This is a genomic window from Streptomyces sp. CLCI03, assembly GCF_053615355.1.
In genome coordinates, this window is the sequence record NZ_CM132132.1 from 5,706,711 (window position 1) to 5,725,888 (window position 19,178).

12 protein-coding genes are annotated in these 19,178 nt (G+C 71.0%); 7 read left to right on the forward strand and 5 right to left on the reverse strand.

Features of this window, described 5'->3' with window-relative positions; genetic code table 11:
- Positions 1-29 precede the first annotated feature (29 nt).
- The 3 genes from ACWG52_RS26400 to ACWG52_RS26410 form a co-directional block, all read right to left on the reverse strand.
- Entirely contained in the window at positions 30-1,040 is a 1,011-nt protein-coding gene (locus ACWG52_RS26400; RefSeq protein ID WP_326747931.1) for a DUF389 domain-containing protein, read from the reverse strand.
- Positions 1,041-1,148: 108 nt separating this feature from the next.
- The gene (locus ACWG52_RS26405) at positions 1,149-2,183 is read right to left on the reverse strand and encodes a LacI family DNA-binding transcriptional regulator (RefSeq protein ID WP_453126128.1); all 1,035 of its coding nucleotides are present in this window, start codon (positions 2,181-2,183) and stop codon (positions 1,149-1,151) included.
- A gap of 26 nt (positions 2,184-2,209) precedes the next feature.
- On the reverse strand, positions 2,210-3,895 hold the full coding sequence (locus ACWG52_RS26410; protein ID WP_453126129.1) for a glycoside hydrolase family 13 protein: 1,686 nt from the start codon (positions 3,893-3,895) through the stop codon (positions 2,210-2,212).
- A gap of 222 nt (positions 3,896-4,117) precedes the next feature.
- On the opposite strand from ACWG52_RS26410, the gene ACWG52_RS26415 reads away from it, so the two are divergent.
- From ACWG52_RS26415 to pulA, 7 genes are all read left to right on the forward strand, one after another.
- Positions 4,118-5,392 (forward strand): extracellular solute-binding protein, encoded by a 1,275-nt coding sequence (locus ACWG52_RS26415; RefSeq protein ID WP_389812372.1) that lies wholly within the window; start codon positions 4,118-4,120, stop codon positions 5,390-5,392.
- A 7-nt stretch (positions 5,393-5,399) separates the two neighbouring features.
- Positions 5,400-6,461 (forward strand): carbohydrate ABC transporter permease, encoded by a 1,062-nt coding sequence (locus ACWG52_RS26420; RefSeq protein WP_389812370.1) that lies wholly within the window; start codon positions 5,400-5,402, stop codon positions 6,459-6,461.
- A gap of 2 nt (positions 6,462-6,463) precedes the next feature.
- Positions 6,464-7,315: a sugar ABC transporter permease gene (locus ACWG52_RS26425; protein WP_389812367.1), complete on the forward strand. Its 852-nt coding sequence runs from the start codon at positions 6,464-6,466 to the stop codon at positions 7,313-7,315.
- A gap of 51 nt (positions 7,316-7,366) precedes the next feature.
- Entirely contained in the window at positions 7,367-8,956 is a 1,590-nt protein-coding gene (locus ACWG52_RS26430) for a glycoside hydrolase family 13 protein (protein WP_389812364.1), read from the forward strand.
- The gene (locus tag ACWG52_RS26435) at positions 8,944-9,954 is read left to right on the forward strand and encodes a LacI family DNA-binding transcriptional regulator (RefSeq protein ID WP_266390899.1); all 1,011 of its coding nucleotides are present in this window, start codon (positions 8,944-8,946) and stop codon (positions 9,952-9,954) included. Before ACWG52_RS26430 ends, ACWG52_RS26435 begins: the two co-directional genes overlap by 13 nt.
- Positions 9,955-10,643: 689 nt before the next feature.
- On the forward strand, positions 10,644-12,371 hold the full coding sequence (locus ACWG52_RS26440; protein WP_453126134.1) for a carbohydrate-binding module family 20 domain-containing protein: 1,728 nt from the start codon (positions 10,644-10,646) through the stop codon (positions 12,369-12,371).
- A 94-nt stretch (positions 12,372-12,465) separates the two neighbouring features.
- On the forward strand, positions 12,466-17,823 hold the full coding sequence (gene pulA, locus ACWG52_RS26445; protein WP_453126136.1) for a pullulanase-type alpha-1,6-glucosidase: 5,358 nt from the start codon (positions 12,466-12,468) through the stop codon (positions 17,821-17,823).
- On the opposite strand, the gene ACWG52_RS26450 is transcribed toward pulA, so the two are convergent.
- Both ACWG52_RS26450 and ACWG52_RS26455 read right to left on the reverse strand, forming a co-directional pair.
- On the reverse strand, positions 17,810-18,346 hold the full coding sequence (locus tag ACWG52_RS26450) for a GNAT family N-acetyltransferase (protein ID WP_037865019.1): 537 nt from the start codon (positions 18,344-18,346) through the stop codon (positions 17,810-17,812). The genes pulA and ACWG52_RS26450 overlap by 14 nt on opposite strands.
- Positions 18,347-18,441: 95 nt before the next feature.
- Entirely contained in the window at positions 18,442-19,161 is a 720-nt protein-coding gene (locus ACWG52_RS26455; protein WP_389812354.1) for a TetR/AcrR family transcriptional regulator, read from the reverse strand.
- Positions 19,162-19,178: the final 17 nt, after the last annotated feature.

A 19,178-nucleotide genomic window follows, 5' to 3' on the forward strand; every position in this document is an offset into this window, starting at 1 on the left:
CGCTCAGACCTGGGTACTACACGGCCGCTTCAGCCCCCCACTTTCCCGGCGGTGATCTGCTGCCCGCGGGTGGCGTCGACCACGACGGGGACGCCGTCGGGGAGCTGCCCTTCGAGGTCGTGGAGCAGGTCGTCGATCGGCGGGAGGCCGCCGGGACTGCGCACATGGATGTAGAAGGTCCTGGACTGCGCGTCGACGCCGGTGACCGCCGCGCCCGGGGTCTTCGAGAGCCAGCTCTCCGCCGCGGTCCACGTCCGCGCGGTCCACGCGTTCAGCAGGACCGTGGTCGCCGTGTTGGCGCCGAGCGGGAGCGCGACCGCGGTGAACAGCAGCCCGAGCATGACGTAGGCGCGGCGTGGGGCCCCGGCCCGCTCGGGGCGTCCCGCGGCCCGGGTGTAGCCGAGCACGGCGAAGACCACCATGCCCGCGAAGACCATGGCGAGGAGGTTGGACACGAACAGCACCAGCGCGCCCAGCGCGAGCCACCACGACGTCTGGCCGGCGCACACGCCCGTCACCACGAGCGGCGGTACCAAGGAGATCGCGATGGCGACCCCCGGCATGACCGCGGCGACGTCCTTGCGGGACAGGGCCACGGCGCCGGCGAAGCCCGTGGCCAGAGCGGCGACCAGGTCGAGGAGGCCGGGGGAGGTCCGGCCGGCGATCTGACTGTCCGACAGCAGATCGTACGAGGTGGGCACCACCAGAGAGGCGAGCGCGCCGATCAGGAGCACCAGCAGGCCGCCGAGCGCCACGAAGGCGAGGGCCGTGGAGCGGCGGCGCTGCACGGCACCGAGGGCGATCCCCATGATCGGCGTCGAGAGCGGGGCGATGATCATCGCTCCGATGACGGTGGCGGTGGAGTCCGTCAGGATCCCGCAGGCGGCGATCACGGAGGACAGCGTGAGCATGGTCCAGAAGGCCGACTGCTTCGCCCGGCTGTCCCCCGACGACAGATCGAGATCCTCCTGGAGGTCCTCCAGCGAGCGTCGCTTGTGGTCGGGCAGGATCCTGTCGCGAATGCGGCCGGGCATGGGCATCTGCCCAGTATCGGGACCGGGATCGCTCCCCTCCCGCAGGGACACGTGCGACTGCCCGCTGCCCGCTGCCCGCTGTCGCGGGCCGGCGCCGACGGCGGCGCCGACCGCCTACTGCTCCCGGCGGCGCTGGCCCGGGCCCGAGGCCGTCGAGCCGCGCACCACCAGTTCGGGCAGGAACACGAACTCGCTGTGCGGGGCCGGCGTGCCGCCGATCTCCTCCAGCAGGGTCCGGACCGCGGCCTGACCCATCGCCTGCACGGGCTGGCGGATGGTGGTCAGCGGCGGATCGGTGAACGCTATGAGCGGCGAGTCGTCGAAGCCGACCACCGACACGTCCTGCGGCACCTTCAGCCCCTGCTGTCGGGCCGCCCGGATCGCGCCGAGCGCCATCATGTCGCTCGCGCACACCACCGCCGTGCAGCCCCGCGAGATCAGCGCGGCCGCGGCGGCCTGACCGCCCTCCAGCGAGTAGAGGGAGTGCTGGATCAGCTCCTCGATCTCGGCCTCGCCGAGGCCGAGCCGCTCCTTCATCCCGAGCCGGAAGCCCTCGATCTTGCGCAGGACCGGCACGAAACGCTTCGGTCCGACCGCCAGCCCGATACGGGTGTGCCCGAGCGCGGCGAGATGGGTGACGGCGAGCTGCATCGCGGCCCGGTCGTCGGGGGAGACGAAGGGGGCCTGGACCTTCTCGGAGAACCCGTTGATGAGGACGTACGGAACGCCCTGCCCGCGGAGTTGGTCGTAGCGGCCCATGTCGGCCGTGGTGTCGGCGTGCAGACCGGAGACGAAGATGATCCCGGAGACCCCGCGGTCGACCAGCATCTCGGTCAGCTCGTCCTCGGTGGACCCGCCGGGCGTCTGCGTGGCCAGCACCGGCGTGTACCCCTGCCAGGTCAGGGCCTGGCCGATGACCTGGGCGAGCGCCGGGAAGATCGGGTTGTCCAGTTCGGGAGTTATCAGACCGACGAGGCCCGCACTGCGCTGGCGCAGCTTCACGGGCCGCTCGTAGCCGAGGACGTCGAGGGCGGCCAGCACGGATTCGCGGGTGCCTGCGGCCACACCGGGCTTGCCGTTGAGCACGCGGCTGACTGTGGCTTCGCTGACCCCCGCCTGGGCTGCGATGTCGGCTAGCCGTGCGGTCACGGGATTGGACTGTACCGGTCGGACGTTCACGATGACCACCACGTGCACGAATCCGGTGGAAGCCGGACGGTACGGCCGTCCGTCTCCACCGGGGCGCTGGAGAGTACGGGGCGACCGGGCGCGGGAAGCTCGACCGGGACGGAGCCACTGTTGAGGGTGCAGGCGAAACCGGGACGGGTGAAGAGGAGCACGCCTGCGGGGGCGGACTGCCAACGCATCCCGCAGGGATACGACCCGTCGGGCTCGTCCTCGGCCGGAGCCGCGGCGCCGGCTTCCCGGCCGGTTCCCGCTTCCGGTGCGCCCAGGCCCGGCATCGCCCGGCGCAGTTCCAGCGCGGCCCGGTAGAGCTCCAGCGTGGAGTGCGGGTCACCGGTCTGCGCGGCGACGCTGAGGTCGCCCCAGCCGGCGGGCTGCGGGAGCCAACTGCCGGCCGGCCCGAAGCCGTACGGGGGCTCCGCGCCGGACCAGGGGAGCGGCACCCGGCATCCGTCGCGCAGCCCGTCCTGTCCGGCGGTGCGCGCGAAGGCGGGGTCCCGGCGCACCTCGTCCGGGAGGTCCACGACCTCCGGGAGGCCGAGCTCCTCGCCCTGGTAGACGTACGCCGACCCGGGCAGGGCCAGCATCAGCAGGGCGGCGGCCCGGGCCCGGGCCAGGCCGCGGGCCCCGCCGCCGTACCGGGTCACATGGCGTACGACGTCGTGGTTGGACAGCACCCAGGTGGTGGGGGCGCCGACGGCGGTGGTGGCGGCCAGGGACTCGTCGATGACGGTGCGCATCGCGGCGGGGTCCCACGGACAGTTCAGGAAGCGGAAGTTGAAGGCCTGGTGCAGTTCGTCGGGGCGTACGTACAGGGCGAGGCGTTCCGAGGTGGGCGCCCAGGCCTCGGCGACCCCGATGCGTCCGCCCGCGTACGAGTCGAGGAGGCGGCGCCAGGAGCGGTGGATCTCGTGGACGCCGTCCTGGTCGAAGAAGGGGAGCGGCTCGATGCCGATGAGGGTGGCCTGGGCGCCGCGGCCGATGTCCGGCAGGCCGGGGGCCTTGACCATGCCGTGGGCGACGTCGACGCGGAAGCCGTCGATGCCGAGGTCGAGCCAGAAGCGCAGGACGGAGGCGAATTCGGCGGCGACCTCGGGGTGGTCCCAGTCGAGGTCCGGCTGCTCGGGGGCGAAGAGGTGCAGGTACCAGTCGCCGTCCGGCACCCGGGTCCAGGCCGGACCGCCGAAGATCGACTCCCAGTCGTTGGGCGGGTGCTCGCCGCGAGCGCCCCGCCCCGGGCGGAAGTGGTAGCGCGCGCGGGCTCCCGGATCCCCGGCGAGGGCGGCCCGGAACCACGGGTGCTGCTCGGAGGTGTGGTTCGGGACCACGTCGACGATGACCCGCAGCCCCAGCGCGTGCGCGGCCCGGACCAGCTCGTCGGCGTCGGAGAGGTCGCCGAAGAGGGGGTCGACGGCCCGGTAGTCGGCGACGTCGTAGCCGCCGTCCGCCTGCGGGGAGACGTAGAAGGGGGTGAGCCACACGGCGTCGACCCCGAGGCGGGCGAGGTGGGGGAGGCGGGAGCGGACCCCGCGGAGGTCGCCGATGCCGTCTCCGTCGCTGTCGGCGAAGGAGCGTACGTACACCTGATAGATGACGGCATCGCGCCACCAGCCACCGCTCGCGGTCGCGTTGCTGGAAGATCTTGCAAGCTGGACGGCCGTCGAGTCTTGGGTCATATCGGGGTCAACGCGGGTACATGCCCCCTGGTTGCGGGCCCGGGCAGTCGAAGGTGACTCGAACTAACAGCAAGCTGCGGCAACCGTCCGGACACACGGATGTAACGATCGCCTCCGCTTGCAGAAAGTTTGCGCAAGGTCTTTCGGTCCTCTTTCAGTCTTGTTACGTTCCTGGCAACTCGGGACCGCGAGGGCGCGGCCGGGATCATCGAAGGAGTTCATATGCGGCGTGGCATAGCGGCCACCGCGCTGGTCGCGACCCTGGCGCTCGCGGCGACGGCTTGCGGTGGGGACGACAAGGACGCGGCCGACGGCACCAAGGCGGGCGGCGAGCTTTCCGGCACGGTCACGTGGTGGGACACCTCGAACGACGCCGAGAAGGCCAGCTTCCAGAAGATCGCCGAAGCGTTCACGGCGAAGCACCCGAAGGTGACCGTCAAGTACGTCAACGTCCCGTACGGCGACGCGCAGAACAAGGTCAAGAACGCCTTCAGCAGCGGCTCCGACGCGCCTGACGTCATCCGTGCCGACGTCGGCTGGGTCGCGGACTTCGCCTCGCTCGGCTACCTCGACGAGGTCCCGGCCGAGACGGCGAAGAAGATCGACGCCGAGTTCCTCCCGCAGGCCGCGGCCAGCGGCAAGTTCGAGGGCAAGACCTACGCCGTCCCGCAGGTCATCGACAGCCTCGGCCTCTTCTACAACAAGAAGATGCTCGCCGACGCCGGCGTCCAGCCCCCCAAGACGCTGGAAGAGGTGAAGACCGCCGCCGCCGCCATCAAGGGCAAGACCGGCAAGGCCGGCCTCTACCTCCGCGGCGACGACTCGTACTGGTTCCTCCCCCTCATCTACGGCGAGGGCGGCGACCTGGTCGACGCGAAGAACAAGACGGTCACCGTCGACAACGAGGCGGGCGTCAAGGCCTTCAAGACCGCCCGCGACCTGGTCGCCTCCGGCGCGGCGATCACCAACGCCACCGACGGCTACGCCAACATGCAGACGGCCTTCAAGACCGGCGAGGCCGCCATGATGATCAACGGTCCGTGGGCCGTCGCCGACACCTACGCCGGCGACCAGTTCAAGGACAAGGCCAACCTCGGCGTCGCCACGGTCCCGGCCGGCTCGGCCAAGACCGGTGCCCCGCAGGGCGGCCACGACCTCGCGGTCTACGCCGGTTCCAAGAACACCGCCGCCGCGCACGCCTTCGTCGAGTACATGACCTCGCAGGAGGTCCAGGTGCAGTCGACCAAGGACCTCAGCCTGCTCCCGACCCGTACGGCCGCCTACGAGCAGCCGGACGTCAAGGGCAACGAGATGGTCCAGTTCTTCAAGCCGGCCGTGGACAAGGCCGTCGAGCGCGCCTGGATCCCGGAGAACGGCTCCCTCTTCGAGCCGCTGAAGGTCGAATACACCAAGGCGATCACCGGGGCGTCGAGCCCGGAGGACGCGGCCAAGGCGGCCGGCGTCGAGTTCCGCAAGATCCTCAAGGGCTGGAAGTAACGAAACCATGGCTGCTCACACCAGCCAGTCGGTGGCGAAGGCCGCGGGCGACGACGTCGAGAACGACGACGCCGCCCGCGGCCGGAGCCGCAGGACTGACAGCGACAGCGGTAACCGCGGGGCGAACCGCGGTGGAAAAGGCGCGTCCGGCCTCCGGCGCGCCGTCGGCACGCACTGGTACGCCTGGGCCATGGTCGCCCCGGTGGTGCTCGTCCTCGGCGTGATCATCGGCTGGCCGCTGGTTCGAGGCGTCTACCTGTCGCTGACCGACGCCACCGAGCGCAACGTCTCGCGCACCATCGGCGCCCGACACATCGAGGCCACGTACCAGTTCGTCGGACTCGACAACTACGTGGACGTGCTCAGCGACCCGGTCTTCCTGCAGCGGCTGGTGTGGACGGTGGTGTGGACCGTCGCCTGCGTGTCCATCACCTTCACCCTCGGTCTGGCCCTGGCGAACATGCTCAACCGGGAGTTCCGGGGCCGCGCCGCCTACCGGATGGCGCTCATCCTGCCCTGGGCCGTTCCCGGCTTCGTCTCCGTCTTCGCCTGGCGGTTCCTCTTCAACCGCGACAACGGCATCCTCAACAAGATCCTCGACGGCGGTGGCATCGCCGCGATCCCGTGGCTCGACGACCCGACCTGGGCCAAGTTCTCGGTCGTCGCCGTCAACGTCTGGCTCGGCGTCCCCTTCATGATGGTCGCCCTCCTCGGCGGCCTGCAGTCGATCCCCGGCGAGCTCTACGAAGCCGCCGAGATGGACGGCGCCACCGCCTGGCAGCGCTTCCGGCACATCACCCTGCCCGGACTGCGCACGGTGAGCATGACGGTGATCCTGCTCTCCACCATCTGGACCTTCAACATGTTCCCGGTGATCTTCCTGCTCACCCGCGGCGGACCCGGCGACTCCACCGAGATCCTGGTGACCCAGGCCTTCCGCGAGGCGTTCGTGTCGAGCCCGCGCGACTTCGCCGGATCGGCCACGTGGGGCGTCCTGATCCTCGCCCTGCTCATGATCTTCGCGCTGGTCTACCGGCGCTCGCTGCGCAAGCAGGGAGAGGTGTGGTGACCATGTCCACTGCGAACACCGCTCGTCCCCGGGGCAGCCGTTCCCCCCTCGCCTCCGTCGGCCTGCACGCCACCCTCGTCGTGGCGTCCGTGATCGCCGTCTTCCCGGTGCTGTGGATCGTCCTGACCTCGCTCAAGCCGGCCAAGCACGCGGTCACCACCGACTTCGTCAAGGAACCGACGCTCAGCAACTACACGAACCTGCTGGAGCAGAGTCACTTCCTCAGCTGGTTCGCGAACTCCGTCCTGGTCGCCGGCGTCACCACCGTCCTCGGTGTCTTCATCGCCGCCACCACCGGATACGCGGTCAGCCGCTTCAAGTTCCCCGGCATGAGGCCGCTCATGTGGACCCTGCTCATCACGCAGATGTTCCCGATGGCGATCCTCATCGTGCCGCTCTACAACCTGATGGGCGACCTCGGCCTGCTCAACCAGCCGCTCGGTCTGATCATCACGTACCTCACCATCGCCGTGCCGTTCTGCGCCTGGATGATGAAGGGCTTCTTCGACACCATCCCGGTGGAGATCGACGAATCCGGCCGCGTCGACGGGCTCAACCCCTTCGGCACCTTCTGGCGCCTCATCCTGCCGCTCGCCAAGCCCGGCCTCGCCGTCACCGGGTTCTACGCCTTCATCACCGCCTGGGGCGAGGTCGCGTACGCCTCCGCCTTCATGGTCGGCGAGGAGAACCTCACCCTGGCCGGCGGACTCCAGACCTTCGTCACGCAGTACACCTCCAACTGGGGAGCCATGAGCGCCGCCTCGGTCCTCATCGCCATCCCCGCGGCGATCTTCTTCGTCTTCGCCCAGCGTCACCTCGTCGCCGGGATGACGGCAGGCGCAACCAAGGGCTGACCACCCGAGCCTGCCCCCTCTCACCCCCGGCCCGATCTCTCCAAGGACACCATGACCCAGCACCTCGCCGACGCGCTCCCCACCTCCACCGGCACGCAGCCCGGCTGGTGGAGAGAAGCGGTGATCTACCAGGTCTATCCGCGCAGCTTCGCCGACTCCAACGGGGACGGCATGGGGGACCTCGAAGGCATCCGCAGCCGCCTGCCCTACCTCAAGGAGCTGGGCGTCGACGCCGTCTGGCTCAGCCCCTTCTACGCCTCCCCGCAGGCCGACGCCGGCTACGACGTCGCCGACTACCGGGCCATCGACCCCATGTTCGGCACCCTGCACGACGCCGACGCCGTGATCCGCGAAGCCCACGAACTGGGCCTGCGCATCATCGTGGACCTCGTCCCGAACCACTGTTCCGACCAGCACGAATGGTTCAAGCAGGCGCTCCGGGAAGGCCCCGGCACCCCGCTGCGCGAGCGCTTCCACTTCCGCCCCGGACAGGGCGCGGACGGCTCCGAGCCCCCGAACGACTGGGAGTCGATCTTCGGCGGTCCGGCCTGGACCCGGGTCGCGGACGGCGAGTGGTACCTCCACCTCTTCGCCCCCGAGCAGCCCGACTTCAACTGGGAGCACCCCGCCGTCCAGGACGAGTTCCGCTCCATCCTGCGGTTCTGGCTCGACCTCGGCGCCGACGGCTTCCGCATCGACGTCGCCCACGGCCTGGTCAAGGCCCCCGGCCTGCCCGACCTCGGCCGCGACGAACAGCTCAAGCTGCTCGGCAACCAGGTCCTGCCCTTCTTCGACCAGGACGGCGTCCACGAGATCTACCGCTCCTGGCGCCTGGTCCTCGACGAGTACGCGGGTGACCGCATCGGCGTCGCCGAGGCCTGGACCCCCAGCGCCGACCGCACCGCCCTGTACCTGCGCCCCGACGAGCTGCACCAGGCCTTCAACTTCCACTACCTGAACACCGGCTGGGACGCCGAGGCCCTGCGCGCCACCATCGACGAGTCCCTCGACTCGATGCGGCCCGTCGGCGCCCCCACCACCTGGGTGCTGTCCAACCACGACGTGGTCCGCCACCGCACCCGCTTCGGCACCCTGGAGAAGGCGCGCGCCGCCGCCCTGCTGATGCTGGCCCTGCCCGGGTCGGCGTACGTCTACCAGGGCGAGGAGCTCGGCCTCCCGGAAGTCGTGGACCTCCCGGACGAGGTGCGCCAGGACCCCTCCTTCTTCAAGGCGAACGGCCAGGACGGGCTCCGCGACGGCTGCCGCGTACCGATCCCGTGGAGCGGCGACCAGGCCCCGTACGGCTTCGGGACCGGCGGCAGCTGGCTTCCGCAGCCCGCCGAATGGGCCGGGCTCAGCGTGGAGGCGCAGACCGGCGACCCGGAGTCCACGCTGGAGCTGTACCGCTCCGCGCTGCGGGTTCGGCGCGCGCACCCGGCGCTGGGCGCGGGCGACGGCGTCGAGTGGCTGCCCGCCCCGGCCGGCGTGCTGGCCTTCCGGCGCGGAGACTTCGTCTGCACCGTGAACACCACGGACGAGCCGGTACGGCTGCCCGCGCCGGGCACCGTGCTGCTGGCGAGCGGCGACCTCGCCGACCCCGACGTCCTCCCCGCGGACACCACGGTGTGGTGGCAGGGGTGACTTCCCCTCTGAGGCTGACGGACATCGCCGCGCAGGCCGCGGTCAGCGAGGCGACCGTCAGTCGCGTGCTCAACGGCAAACCGGGCGTGGCGGCCGGCACCCGGCACAAGGTGCTGGCCGCGCTCGACCTGCTGGGCTACGAGCGACCCGTACGGCTCAAACGACGCAGCAACGGGCTGGTCGGGCTGCTGATCCCGGAACTCACCAACCCGATCTTCCCGGCGTTCGCGCAGGTGATAGAGCAGGCGCTGGCCGGGCACGGCTACACGCCGGTCCTGTGCACGCAGACCCCGGGCGGGGCCACCGAGGACGAACTCGTGGAACAGCTGGAGGAACGCGGGGTCACCGGGATCGTCTTCCTGTCGGGCCTGCACGCCGACGCCCACGCGGACCCCGCGCGCTACCAGCGACTGGCGGCGCGCGGGGTGCCGTTCGTTCTGATCAACGGCTTCAACGAGCAGGTGAACGCCCCGTTCATCTCCCCGGACGACCGGGCGGCGGCGGACATGGCCGTACGGCACCTCCAGGACCTGGGGCACCACAGGATCGGCCTCGCGATCGGACCGACGCGGTACGTGCCGTCGGCCCGCAAGGAGCAGGGCTTCCTGACCGCCCTGCCGACGGCGGAGGCGGACGGGCTGATCCAGCGCACCCTCTTCACGGTGGAGGGCGGACACGCGGCGGGCATGGCCCTGCTGGACCGCGGCTGCACGGGCATCGTGTGCGGCAGCGACCCGATGGCGCTCGGCGTCATCCGGGCGGCGCGCGAACGCGGGCTGCGGGTACCGCAGGACGTGTCGGTGGTGGGCTTCGACGACTCCCCGCTGATCGCCTTCACGGACCCGCCGCTGACCACGGTCCGCCAGCCGGTCCGCGCGATGGCGACGGCGGCGGTAGGGGCCCTGCTGGAGGCGGTGTCGGGCACCCCGGTCCAGCGCACGGAGTACGTCTTCCAACCGGAACTGGTGGTGCGGGGCTCGACGGCGCAGGTGCCGTAGCCCTTTCGGGGCGGGGGTGGGCCAGGGCCCACCCCCGCCTTCTTCGGCCACTCGACGGCGCCGTCGAGTGGCCGAAGAAGGCGGGGATTCGCCCCGGTCGCCGGGAGCCCGGTCCGCGGTTCGGGAACGACGCGATCAGCCGCCCACCACCCGCGCCTTCATCCTCGCCGTGTCCGGTGGCTGTTTGCGGTCGGGTACAGGCCGCCCACGACCCATGGGCGCTTCTCACGGGAGGCGTTCGGAGGCTGTCGGGGTGAGAAGGCGTGGGAGCGCGGCCATGTCGTGGTGGATGCGGGTCAGTGGAGGTAAGCGTCCGAAAAGGCTGACGGTTTGCCCCAATCACCCTTTTTGGTGGCAGGTTTGTGCTGTCGCCCTCACGCTGACCTGGATCCACGACGGATGAGCCGAGCTGTCGGCCGTCCGCCCCTCCTGGCGCATCTCACCAGCTCCTGACCGCCGGTGGTCGCGGTCATGGAGAAGTGCACGGCGATCTGAGGCGGCCTGTGCCCGCCCCCGTAGCCGCCGCTCGCCGAGGCTCCCGCCGCGTCTGCCGAAGCCCCGCCCCCGGTCAAGTCCCGTAGGACACACGCGAGAAACAATTCTGCAATTTCTTGCGCAAGGTATTGCAGGGCTGTGGGTGGGCCCATACGGTCGCCTGCAATCCCCACCTCTCCGCCAGGAGGCCCCACATGCCCCGAACCGCAAGGAACGGCAGAACCCCACAGGCAGTCCGCGCCGTTGTCGCGGGTGCGCTCGCCGCCGCCACCCTCACCGCCGTCGGGCCGCCGGCCGCCGCCGTGCCTCCCGGCGAGAAGGACGTCACCGCCGTCCTGTTCGAGTGGCGCTTCGACTCCGTCGCCAAGGCCTGCACCGATGCGCTGGGACCCGCCGGGTACGGGTACGTGCAGGTGTCGCCGCCGCAGGAGCACGCGCAGGGCGGGCAGTGGTGGACCTCGTACCAGCCCGTCAGCTACAAGATCGCCGGGCGGCTCGGTGACCGGGCCGCCTTCAAGGCCATGGTCGACACCTGCCATGCCGCCGGGGTGAAGGTCGTCGTCGACTCCGTCATCAACCACATGGCCGGTCCGGCTGACGCCGGGGCCACCTTCACCGGGACCGGGGGAACTTCGTACACGAAGTACGGCTACCCGGGGCTCTATTCGGGTGCCGACATGGACGACTGCCGGGCCTCGATATCGAACTACCAGGACCGGGGCAACGTCCAGAACTGCGAGCTCGTCCAGCTCGCCGACCTGGACACCGGTGAGGACTACGTGCGCGGGCGCATCGCCGGTTACCTCAACGACCTGCTGTCGCTCGGCGTGGACGGCCTGCGGATCGACGCCGCCAAGCACATGCCCGCCGCCGACCTCGCCGACATCAAGTCCCGGCTGAGCAAGCCGGGCGTGTACTGGAAGCAGGAAGCGATATACGGGGCCGGGGAGGCCGTCTCGCCGAGCGAGTACCTCGGGAACGGGGACGTGCAGGAGTTCCGGTACGCCCGGGACCTCAAGCGGGTCTTCCAGAGCGAGAACCTCGCCTACCTGAAGAACTTCGGTGAGGCCTGGGGCTACATGCCCAGCGGGCAGGCCGGGGTCTTCGTCGACAACCACGACACCGAGCGCGGCGGTGACACCCTCACCTACAAGGACGGGTCCGCCTACACGCTGGCCAGTGTGTTCGCGCTGGCCTGGCCCTACGGGTCCCCGGACGTGCACTCCGGCTACGAGTGGAGCGACAAGGACGCCGGTCCACCCAACGGGGGCACGGTGAACGCCTGTTACTCCGACGGCTGGAAGTGCCAGCACGCCTGGCGGGAGATCTCCTCCATGGTCGGCTTCCGCAACGCGGCCCGCGGTCAGGGCGTCACGAACTGGTGGGACAACGGCGGCGACCGGATCGCCTTCGGGCGCGGCACCAAGGCGTACGTGGCCATCAACCACGAGGGTTCCGCCCTGACCCGGACCTTCCAGACCTCGCTGCCGGGCGGTGACTACTGCGACGTGCAGAGCGGGCGGACCGTCACCGTCGGCTCGGGCGGGCAGTTCACCGCCACGGTCGCCGCCGGGACCGCGGTGGCCCTGCACGTCGGGGCCCGTGCCTGCTCCGCCACCCCGGCGGGCCCCGCCGGGGCCTCCTTCGGTGTCAACGCCACCACTGTGCCCGGACAGAACATCTACGTCACCGGTGACCGCGCCGAGCTCGGCGGCTGGAACACCGGCGGCGCGCTGAAGCTCGACCCGGCCGCGTACCCCGTCTGGAAGCTCGACGTGACGCTCCCGGCCGGGACCGCGTTCGCGTACAAGTACCTGCGCAAGGACGCCGCCGGGAACGTCACCTGGGAGAGCGGCGCCGACCGCACCGCCACCGTCCCCGCGAGCGGCAAGGTCACGCTGACCGACACCTGGCGCGGCTGAGCCGCCGCTCCACCGACCAGGGCCGTCCGGCACCATCCTCCCTGCCACGCCGGGCGGCCCTCATCCATGCGACACGTACACAAGGAGACCTGCCTTGATACGCCCTGCCGCAGGAGTGCTCGCCGCCGCCCTGGCCGTGACCTTCCTGCCCGCCCTCCCCGCCTCGGCCGTACCGGCCAGGCCTCCCGCGCCGCCCTCGGACGCGAAACTGGCCGCCGAACCGGCCCGGCACGACCTGACCCGGGAGCAGTTCTACTTCGTGCTCCCGGACCGGTTCGCGAACGGCGACCCCCGCAACGACCGGGGCGGCCTGACCGGGTCGCGCCTGGAGACCGGCCTGGACCCCACGGACAAGGGCTTCTACCAGGGCGGTGACCTCAAGGGACTCACCGACCGCCTCGACTACATCAAGGGGCTCGGCACCACGGCCATCTGGCTGGCGCCGATCTTCAAGAACCAGCCGGTGCAGGGCAAGGGGGCCGATGTCTCCGCCGGCTACCACGGCTACTGGATCACCGACTTCACGCAGGTCGACCCGCACTTCGGGACCAACGCCGACCTGGAGCGGCTGATCGACAAGGCGCACGGGAAGGGGATGAAGGTCTTCTTCGACGTCATCACCAACCACACCGCCGATGTCGTGGACTACCGGGAGGCGTCGTACTCGTACCTGTCGAAGGGGGCGTTCCCCTACCTGACCAAGGACGGGGTGCCGTTCGAGGACAAGGACTACGCGGACGGCGCCGGGAAGGCGAAGTTCCCGAAGGTGGACGGGGAGTCCTTCCCGAGGACCCCCTTCGTGCCGGACGCGAAGAAGAACCTCAAGGTGCCGGGCTGGCTCAACGACCCGACGATGTACCACAACCGCGGTGACTCCACCTTCGCCGGCGAGTCCTCCGACCAGGGTGACTTCTTCGGTCTCGACGACCTGTGGACCGAGCGTCCCGAGGTCGTCAGCGGGATGGAGAAGATCTACGAGAAGTGGGTGCGGGACTTCCGGATCGACGGCTTCCGGATCGATACGGTCAAGCACGTCAACACCGAGTTCTGGACGCAGTGGGCGACCGCCCTCGACACCTACGCGGCGAAGCGCGGCCGCGACGACTTCTTCATGTTCGGCGAGGTCTACTCCGCCGACACCGCCGTCACCTCCCCGTACGTGACGCGTGGGAAGCTCGACGCCACCCTCGACTTCCCGCTCCAGGACGCGATCCGGGCGTACGCCTCCCAGGGCGCGCCGGCCGGCCGGCTGGCCTCCGTCCTCGGCGACGACTACCGGTACACCTCCGGCAAGGCCAACGCCTACGAACAGGTGACCTTCCTCGGCAACCACGACATGGGCCGCTTCGCCACCTTCCTGAAGCAGGACCGGCCGGCGGCCGCGGAGCAGGAGCTGCTGGAGCGCTACCGGTTGGCGAACGAGCTGATGTTCTTCGCCCGGGGCAATCCGGTGATCTACTCCGGTGACGAGCAGGGCTTCACCGGCGCCGGCGGCGACAAGGACGCCCGGCAGCCGCTGTTCGCCACGCAGGTCGCCGACTACCTGGACGACGACCAGCTCGGAACGGTGCGCACACACGCGAGCGATGCTTACGATCCGGGACACCCGCTCTATCAGCAGATCAGTGCTCTCTCGAAGCTGACGAAGGCGCACCCGGCCCTGCGGGACGGCGTTCAGAGTGAACGTTTCTCCGACGGCTCGGTCTATGCCTTCGCCCGCACCGACACCAAGACCCGCACCGAGTACCTCGTCGCCGCCAACAACGGCGCCGACTCCCGCACCGTCGAGATCGACGCCCCGGCGGGCGCCCAGTACCGCACCCTGTACGGCGGCACCGCGCTGATCCGCGCCTCGGCGGCCGGCAAGCTGACCGTCCCGGTCCCCGCCCTCGGCTCCGTCGTCCTCCAGGCCGTGACGCCCGCCGCCGAGCCGACCGTCAAGCCCACCCTGACCCTCAAGGCCCCCGCCCCCGGCGCCACCGGCACCGTCGAGCTCTCCGCCGACGCCGGCGGTGGCGGCCTGAACCGCGTCGTCTTCGCCGCCCAGACCGGCAACGACAAGTGGCAGGTCCTCGGCACCGCCGACCACGCCCCCTACAAGGTCACCCAGCACCTCGACGCCACGACCCCGGCCGGAACAGCCCTGCGCTACAAGGCCGTCGTCGTCGATTCCGCCGGCCGCACCGCGAGCGCCCTCGCCGGATCGGTCACCGGCCAGGCCCCGCCCGTCGAGGCGCCCACCGCCACCCAGCGCGACTACGCGGTCGTCCACTACAACCGCCCCGACGGCGACTACACCGACTGGCGGCTGTACGCCTGGGGCGACATCGCCGACGGCGAGGCCACTGAGTGGCCGGCCGGCCACGCCTTCACCGGCCGCGACGCCTACGGCGCCTTCGCCCACGTCAAACTCAAGCCCGGTGCCTCCTCCGTCGGTTACCTCGTCATCGACAAGGACGGCAACAAGGACGTCGCCGCCGACCGCACCATCGACGTGACGAAGACCGGCGAGATCTGGCTGGAGCAGGGCAAGGAGCCCGCCCGCACCGACCGCCCCGCCTACCCGCCGCAGGACCAGGGCAAGGCCGTCCTGCACCACCAGCGCCCCGACGGCGCCTACGACGGCTGGGGCCTGCACGTGTGGACCGGGGCCGCGAACCCGACCGACTGGTCCAAGCCGCTCCTCCCGACCCGCATCGACTCCTACGGCGCGGTCTACGAGGTCCCCCTCGCGGCCGGCGCCACCAGCCTCAGCTACATCCTCCACAAGGGCGACGAGAAGGACCTCCCCACCGATCAGTCCCTGGACCTGAAGGCCACCGGCCACGAGGTGTGGATGCTGGGCGGCCAGGAGAAGTACCTCCTGCCCCAGCCCGCAGGCTCCTCCGCCGCCCTCGACCTCACCAAGTCCCAGGCCGTCTGGATCGACCGCGACACCCTCGCCTGGAACGCCCCCGCCACCGCCGCCTCCGTACAGCTCCTCGCCTCCCGCGAAGGCGCCGTCAAGGCCGAGAACGGCACCCTGACCGGCCGCGCCCAGTGGCTGCGGCTGGGAGCACGGACCGAGCTGACCGCCGCCCAGAAGCAGAAGTTCCCGCACCTGGCCTCGTACGGCGCGTACACCGTCGACCCGCGCGACCGCGACCGGGTCCGCGAGGCCCTGCGCGGCCAGCTCGTCGCGAGCGCCCGCGCCGCGAACGGCGCCGTCCTCGCCGCCACCGGCGTCCAGCTCGCCGGCGTCCTCGACGACCTGTACGCGACCACCGCCTCCCTCGGCCCCGTCTTCAAGGACGGCCGCCCCACCCTCTCCGTCTGGGCCCCCACCGCCCAGCAGGTCTCCCTCGAACTCGACGGCCGCACGCTCGCCATGCGCCGCGACGACACCACGGGCGTCTGGTCGGTGCGCGGCGAACGCTCCTGGACCGGCAAGCCCTACCGCTTCGACGTCACCGTCTGGGCCCCGAGCACCCGCCAGGTGGTCCGCAACCTCGTCACCGACCCCTACTCCACCGCCCTCACCGCGGACTCCGTCCACAGCCTGGTGGTGGACCTGGCCGACCCGAAGCTGGCCCCGCCCGGCTGGAAGACCCTGCGCAAGCCCGCGCCCGTCCCCTTCACCTCCGCGCAGATCCAGGAGCTCCACATCCGCGACTTCTCCGTCGCGGACCGCACCACCACCCACCCCGGCCAGTACCTGGCCTTCACCGACACCTCCTCGGCGGGCATGCGGCACCTGCGCGACCTGGCCGCCGCCGGAACCTCCTACGTCCACCTCCTGCCGGCCTTCGACATCGGCACCATCCCGGAGAAGGCCGCCGACCGCACCGAGCCGGCCTGCGAGCTCACGGTGTACGCCCCGGACTCGCAGGAACAGCAGGCCTGTGTGGCCGCCGCGGCGGCGAAGGACGCCTACAACTGGGGCTACGACCCGCTGCACTACACCGTCCCCGAGGGCAGCTACGCGAGCGACCCGAACGGCACGGCCCGCACCGTCGAGTTCCGCAGGATGGTCCAGTCCCTGAACGGGTCCGGGCTGCGCACGGTGATGGACGTCGTCTACAACCACACCGTCGCCGCGGGGCAGTCGGACAAGTCCGTCCTGGACCGCATCGTCCCCGGCTACTACCAGCGCCTGCTGGCGGACGGCTCCGTCGCCACCTCCACCTGCTGCGCCAACACCGCCCCCGAGAACGCCATGATGGGGCGCCTGGTCGTCGACTCGATCGTCACCTGGGCGAAGGAGTACAAGGTCGACGGCTTCCGCTTCGACCTGATGGGCCACCACCCGAAGGCCAACATCCTGGCCGTCCGCTCGGCCCTCGACGCCCTGACCGTCGCCAAGGACGGCGTCGACGGCAAGAAGATCGTGCTCTACGGAGAGGGCTGGAACTTCGGCGAGATCGCCGACGACGCCCGCTTCGTGCAGGCCACGCAGAAGAACATGGCCGGCACCGGCATCGCCACCTTCTCCGACCGGGCCCGTGACGCCGTCCGCGGCGGCGGCCCCTTCGACGAGGACCCGCGCGTCCAGGGCTTCGCGTCGGGCCTGTTCACGGCCCCCAACGCCTCGCCCGCCAACGGCACCGCCGAGCAGCAGAAGGCCCGCCTCCTGCACGCCCAGGACCTGATCAAGGTCGGGCTCTCCGGCAACCTCGCCTCGTACGCCTTCACCGACACCACCGGCCGCCGCGTCAAGGGCGCCGAGGTGGACTACAACGGCGCCCCGGCCGGCTACGCGGCCGCCCCCGGCGACGCCCTCGCCTACGCCGACGCCCACGACAACGAATCCCTCGCCGACGCCCTGACCTACAAGCTCCCGACCGGCACCGCCCCCCGCGACCAGGCCCGCATGCAGGTCCTGGCCATGGCGACGGCCGCCCTCTCGCAGGGCCCGGCCCTCTCCCAGGCGGGCACCGACCTGCTCCGCTCCAAGTCCCTGGACCGCAACTCCTACGACAGCGGCGACTGGTTCAACGCCATCCACTGGGACTGCCGGGACGGCAACGGCTTCGGCCGCGGCCTGCCCCCGGCCGCCGACAACGCCTCGAAGTGGCTCTACGCGAAGCCGCTGCTCACGGGACCGGCGCCCAGCTGCACGGACATCGGCGCGACCTCGGCCGCCTACCGCGACCTGCTGCGCATCCGCACCACCGAGCCGGACTTCGCCCTCACCACGACCGAGGCCGTCCAGTCCCGGCTGGCCTTCCCCCTCTCGGGCAAGGACGAGACCCCGGGCGTGATCACCATGACCCTGGGCGACCTGGTGGTCGTCTTCAACGCGGCCCCCACCGGCGCGGCACAGCGCGTGTCCGCCCTCGCCGGCACCGCCTACCGGCTGCACCCGGTCCAGGCCGCCGGCTCCGACGCCGCCGTCAAGCGGTCCACGTACGACGCGAAGACAGGAGAGTTCACCGTCCCCGCCCGGACCGTCGCGGTCTTCACACGGCGGTGAGCCGGTCCAGCCGCTTCTCCAGCAGGATCACCCCGTAGGTCCTGCCGTCCTTCCCCTGCTTGTCAGGGAGCTCCCCGACCACCCGGTAGCCCGCACCCCGGTAGTACGCGAGCAGCCGGGGGTTGGTGGAGACGCAGTCCAGCCGCGCCCGTTCCCGACCGGTCCGGGCGGTCCGGCGCTCGGCGTGTTCGAGCAGCCGCCGCCCGGCCCCCGCGGGGGCCACCTCGCGCGCCACCATCAGCCGGTGCACGTAGCCGGCCACGGGCGGCTGGACTCCCCAGGCCTCCTCGTCGGACCACCACAACTCGTAGGCCCCGCACACGCGCCCGTCGGCGTCACCGGCGAGCCACACCTCGCCCTCGCGCATCTTCGACCGGAAGTGCTCGGCGTCCTTGTCGCCGGGCTTCCACTGATCGATCCCGTGCTTGCGCATCCACCGGGCAGCCTGGTCGTACAGCTGCACCAGCGTGCCGGCGTCCTTCTCCACGGCCGGCCGGAACAGGATCTCGTCGTCAATGATCACGCGGGCATTATCGATGATCATGGGCGGCCGCCACACCCCGAACTCGACGGGAATCAGCCATCGGGGCCGGGACCTGGCCGGTACCCGTCCGGTCCCTACGGGGTTTCCTGCGGGGCCCCGCCCGGCACCAGCCCGCCGAGCCGCCCGACCAGCTCCCCGAAGGGCCCGTCGGCGGGTTCGTCGGCCAGGATCCGTACGAGGATCCCCGCCATCTCCGCGTCGTACGCGGCGCTCACGGCGGCCAGCGCGGCGAAGTCGTGCACCAGCTGCAGTTCCAGTTCGTTCCGCGGGATCCGACGCCCGTCCAGCCAGATCAGCGCGGTGGACTCGGCGAGCGACACCCAGGACCGCACCACGAGCTCCATGCGCGCGGGCGTACGGTCCAGCCCGATGCCCAGGTGCGTGAGGATCTGCTCGTACGCCGCCTGCCGGACCTCGTCGATCATCGCGTTCGTCCGGCTGCTGCCGACGGCCGGACCGCCCCGCATCAGCGCCGAGAAGCCCGGCCCGTGGTCGTCGACGAAATCGAAGAACCGCCCCATCACCCGCAGCAGGCGTGCCCCGAGCGGCCCCTCCTTGGGCTCGACGAACCGCAGCGCCAGCTCGTCGGCGGCCCGCCGCAGCGCGGCCTCGTACAGGCTCAGCTTGCCCGGAAAGTAGTGGTAGACGAGCGGCCGGGATATCCCGGCCGCCGCCGCGATCTCGTCGATCGACACATCGTCGGGCGAGCGGTTGCTGAACAGCTCCAGGGCAACCCCGATCAGCTGCTGCCGCCGCTCCTCGACACCCATCCTGCGTCGCACCCCGGTTGTCATGCGGACACCCTACTGGG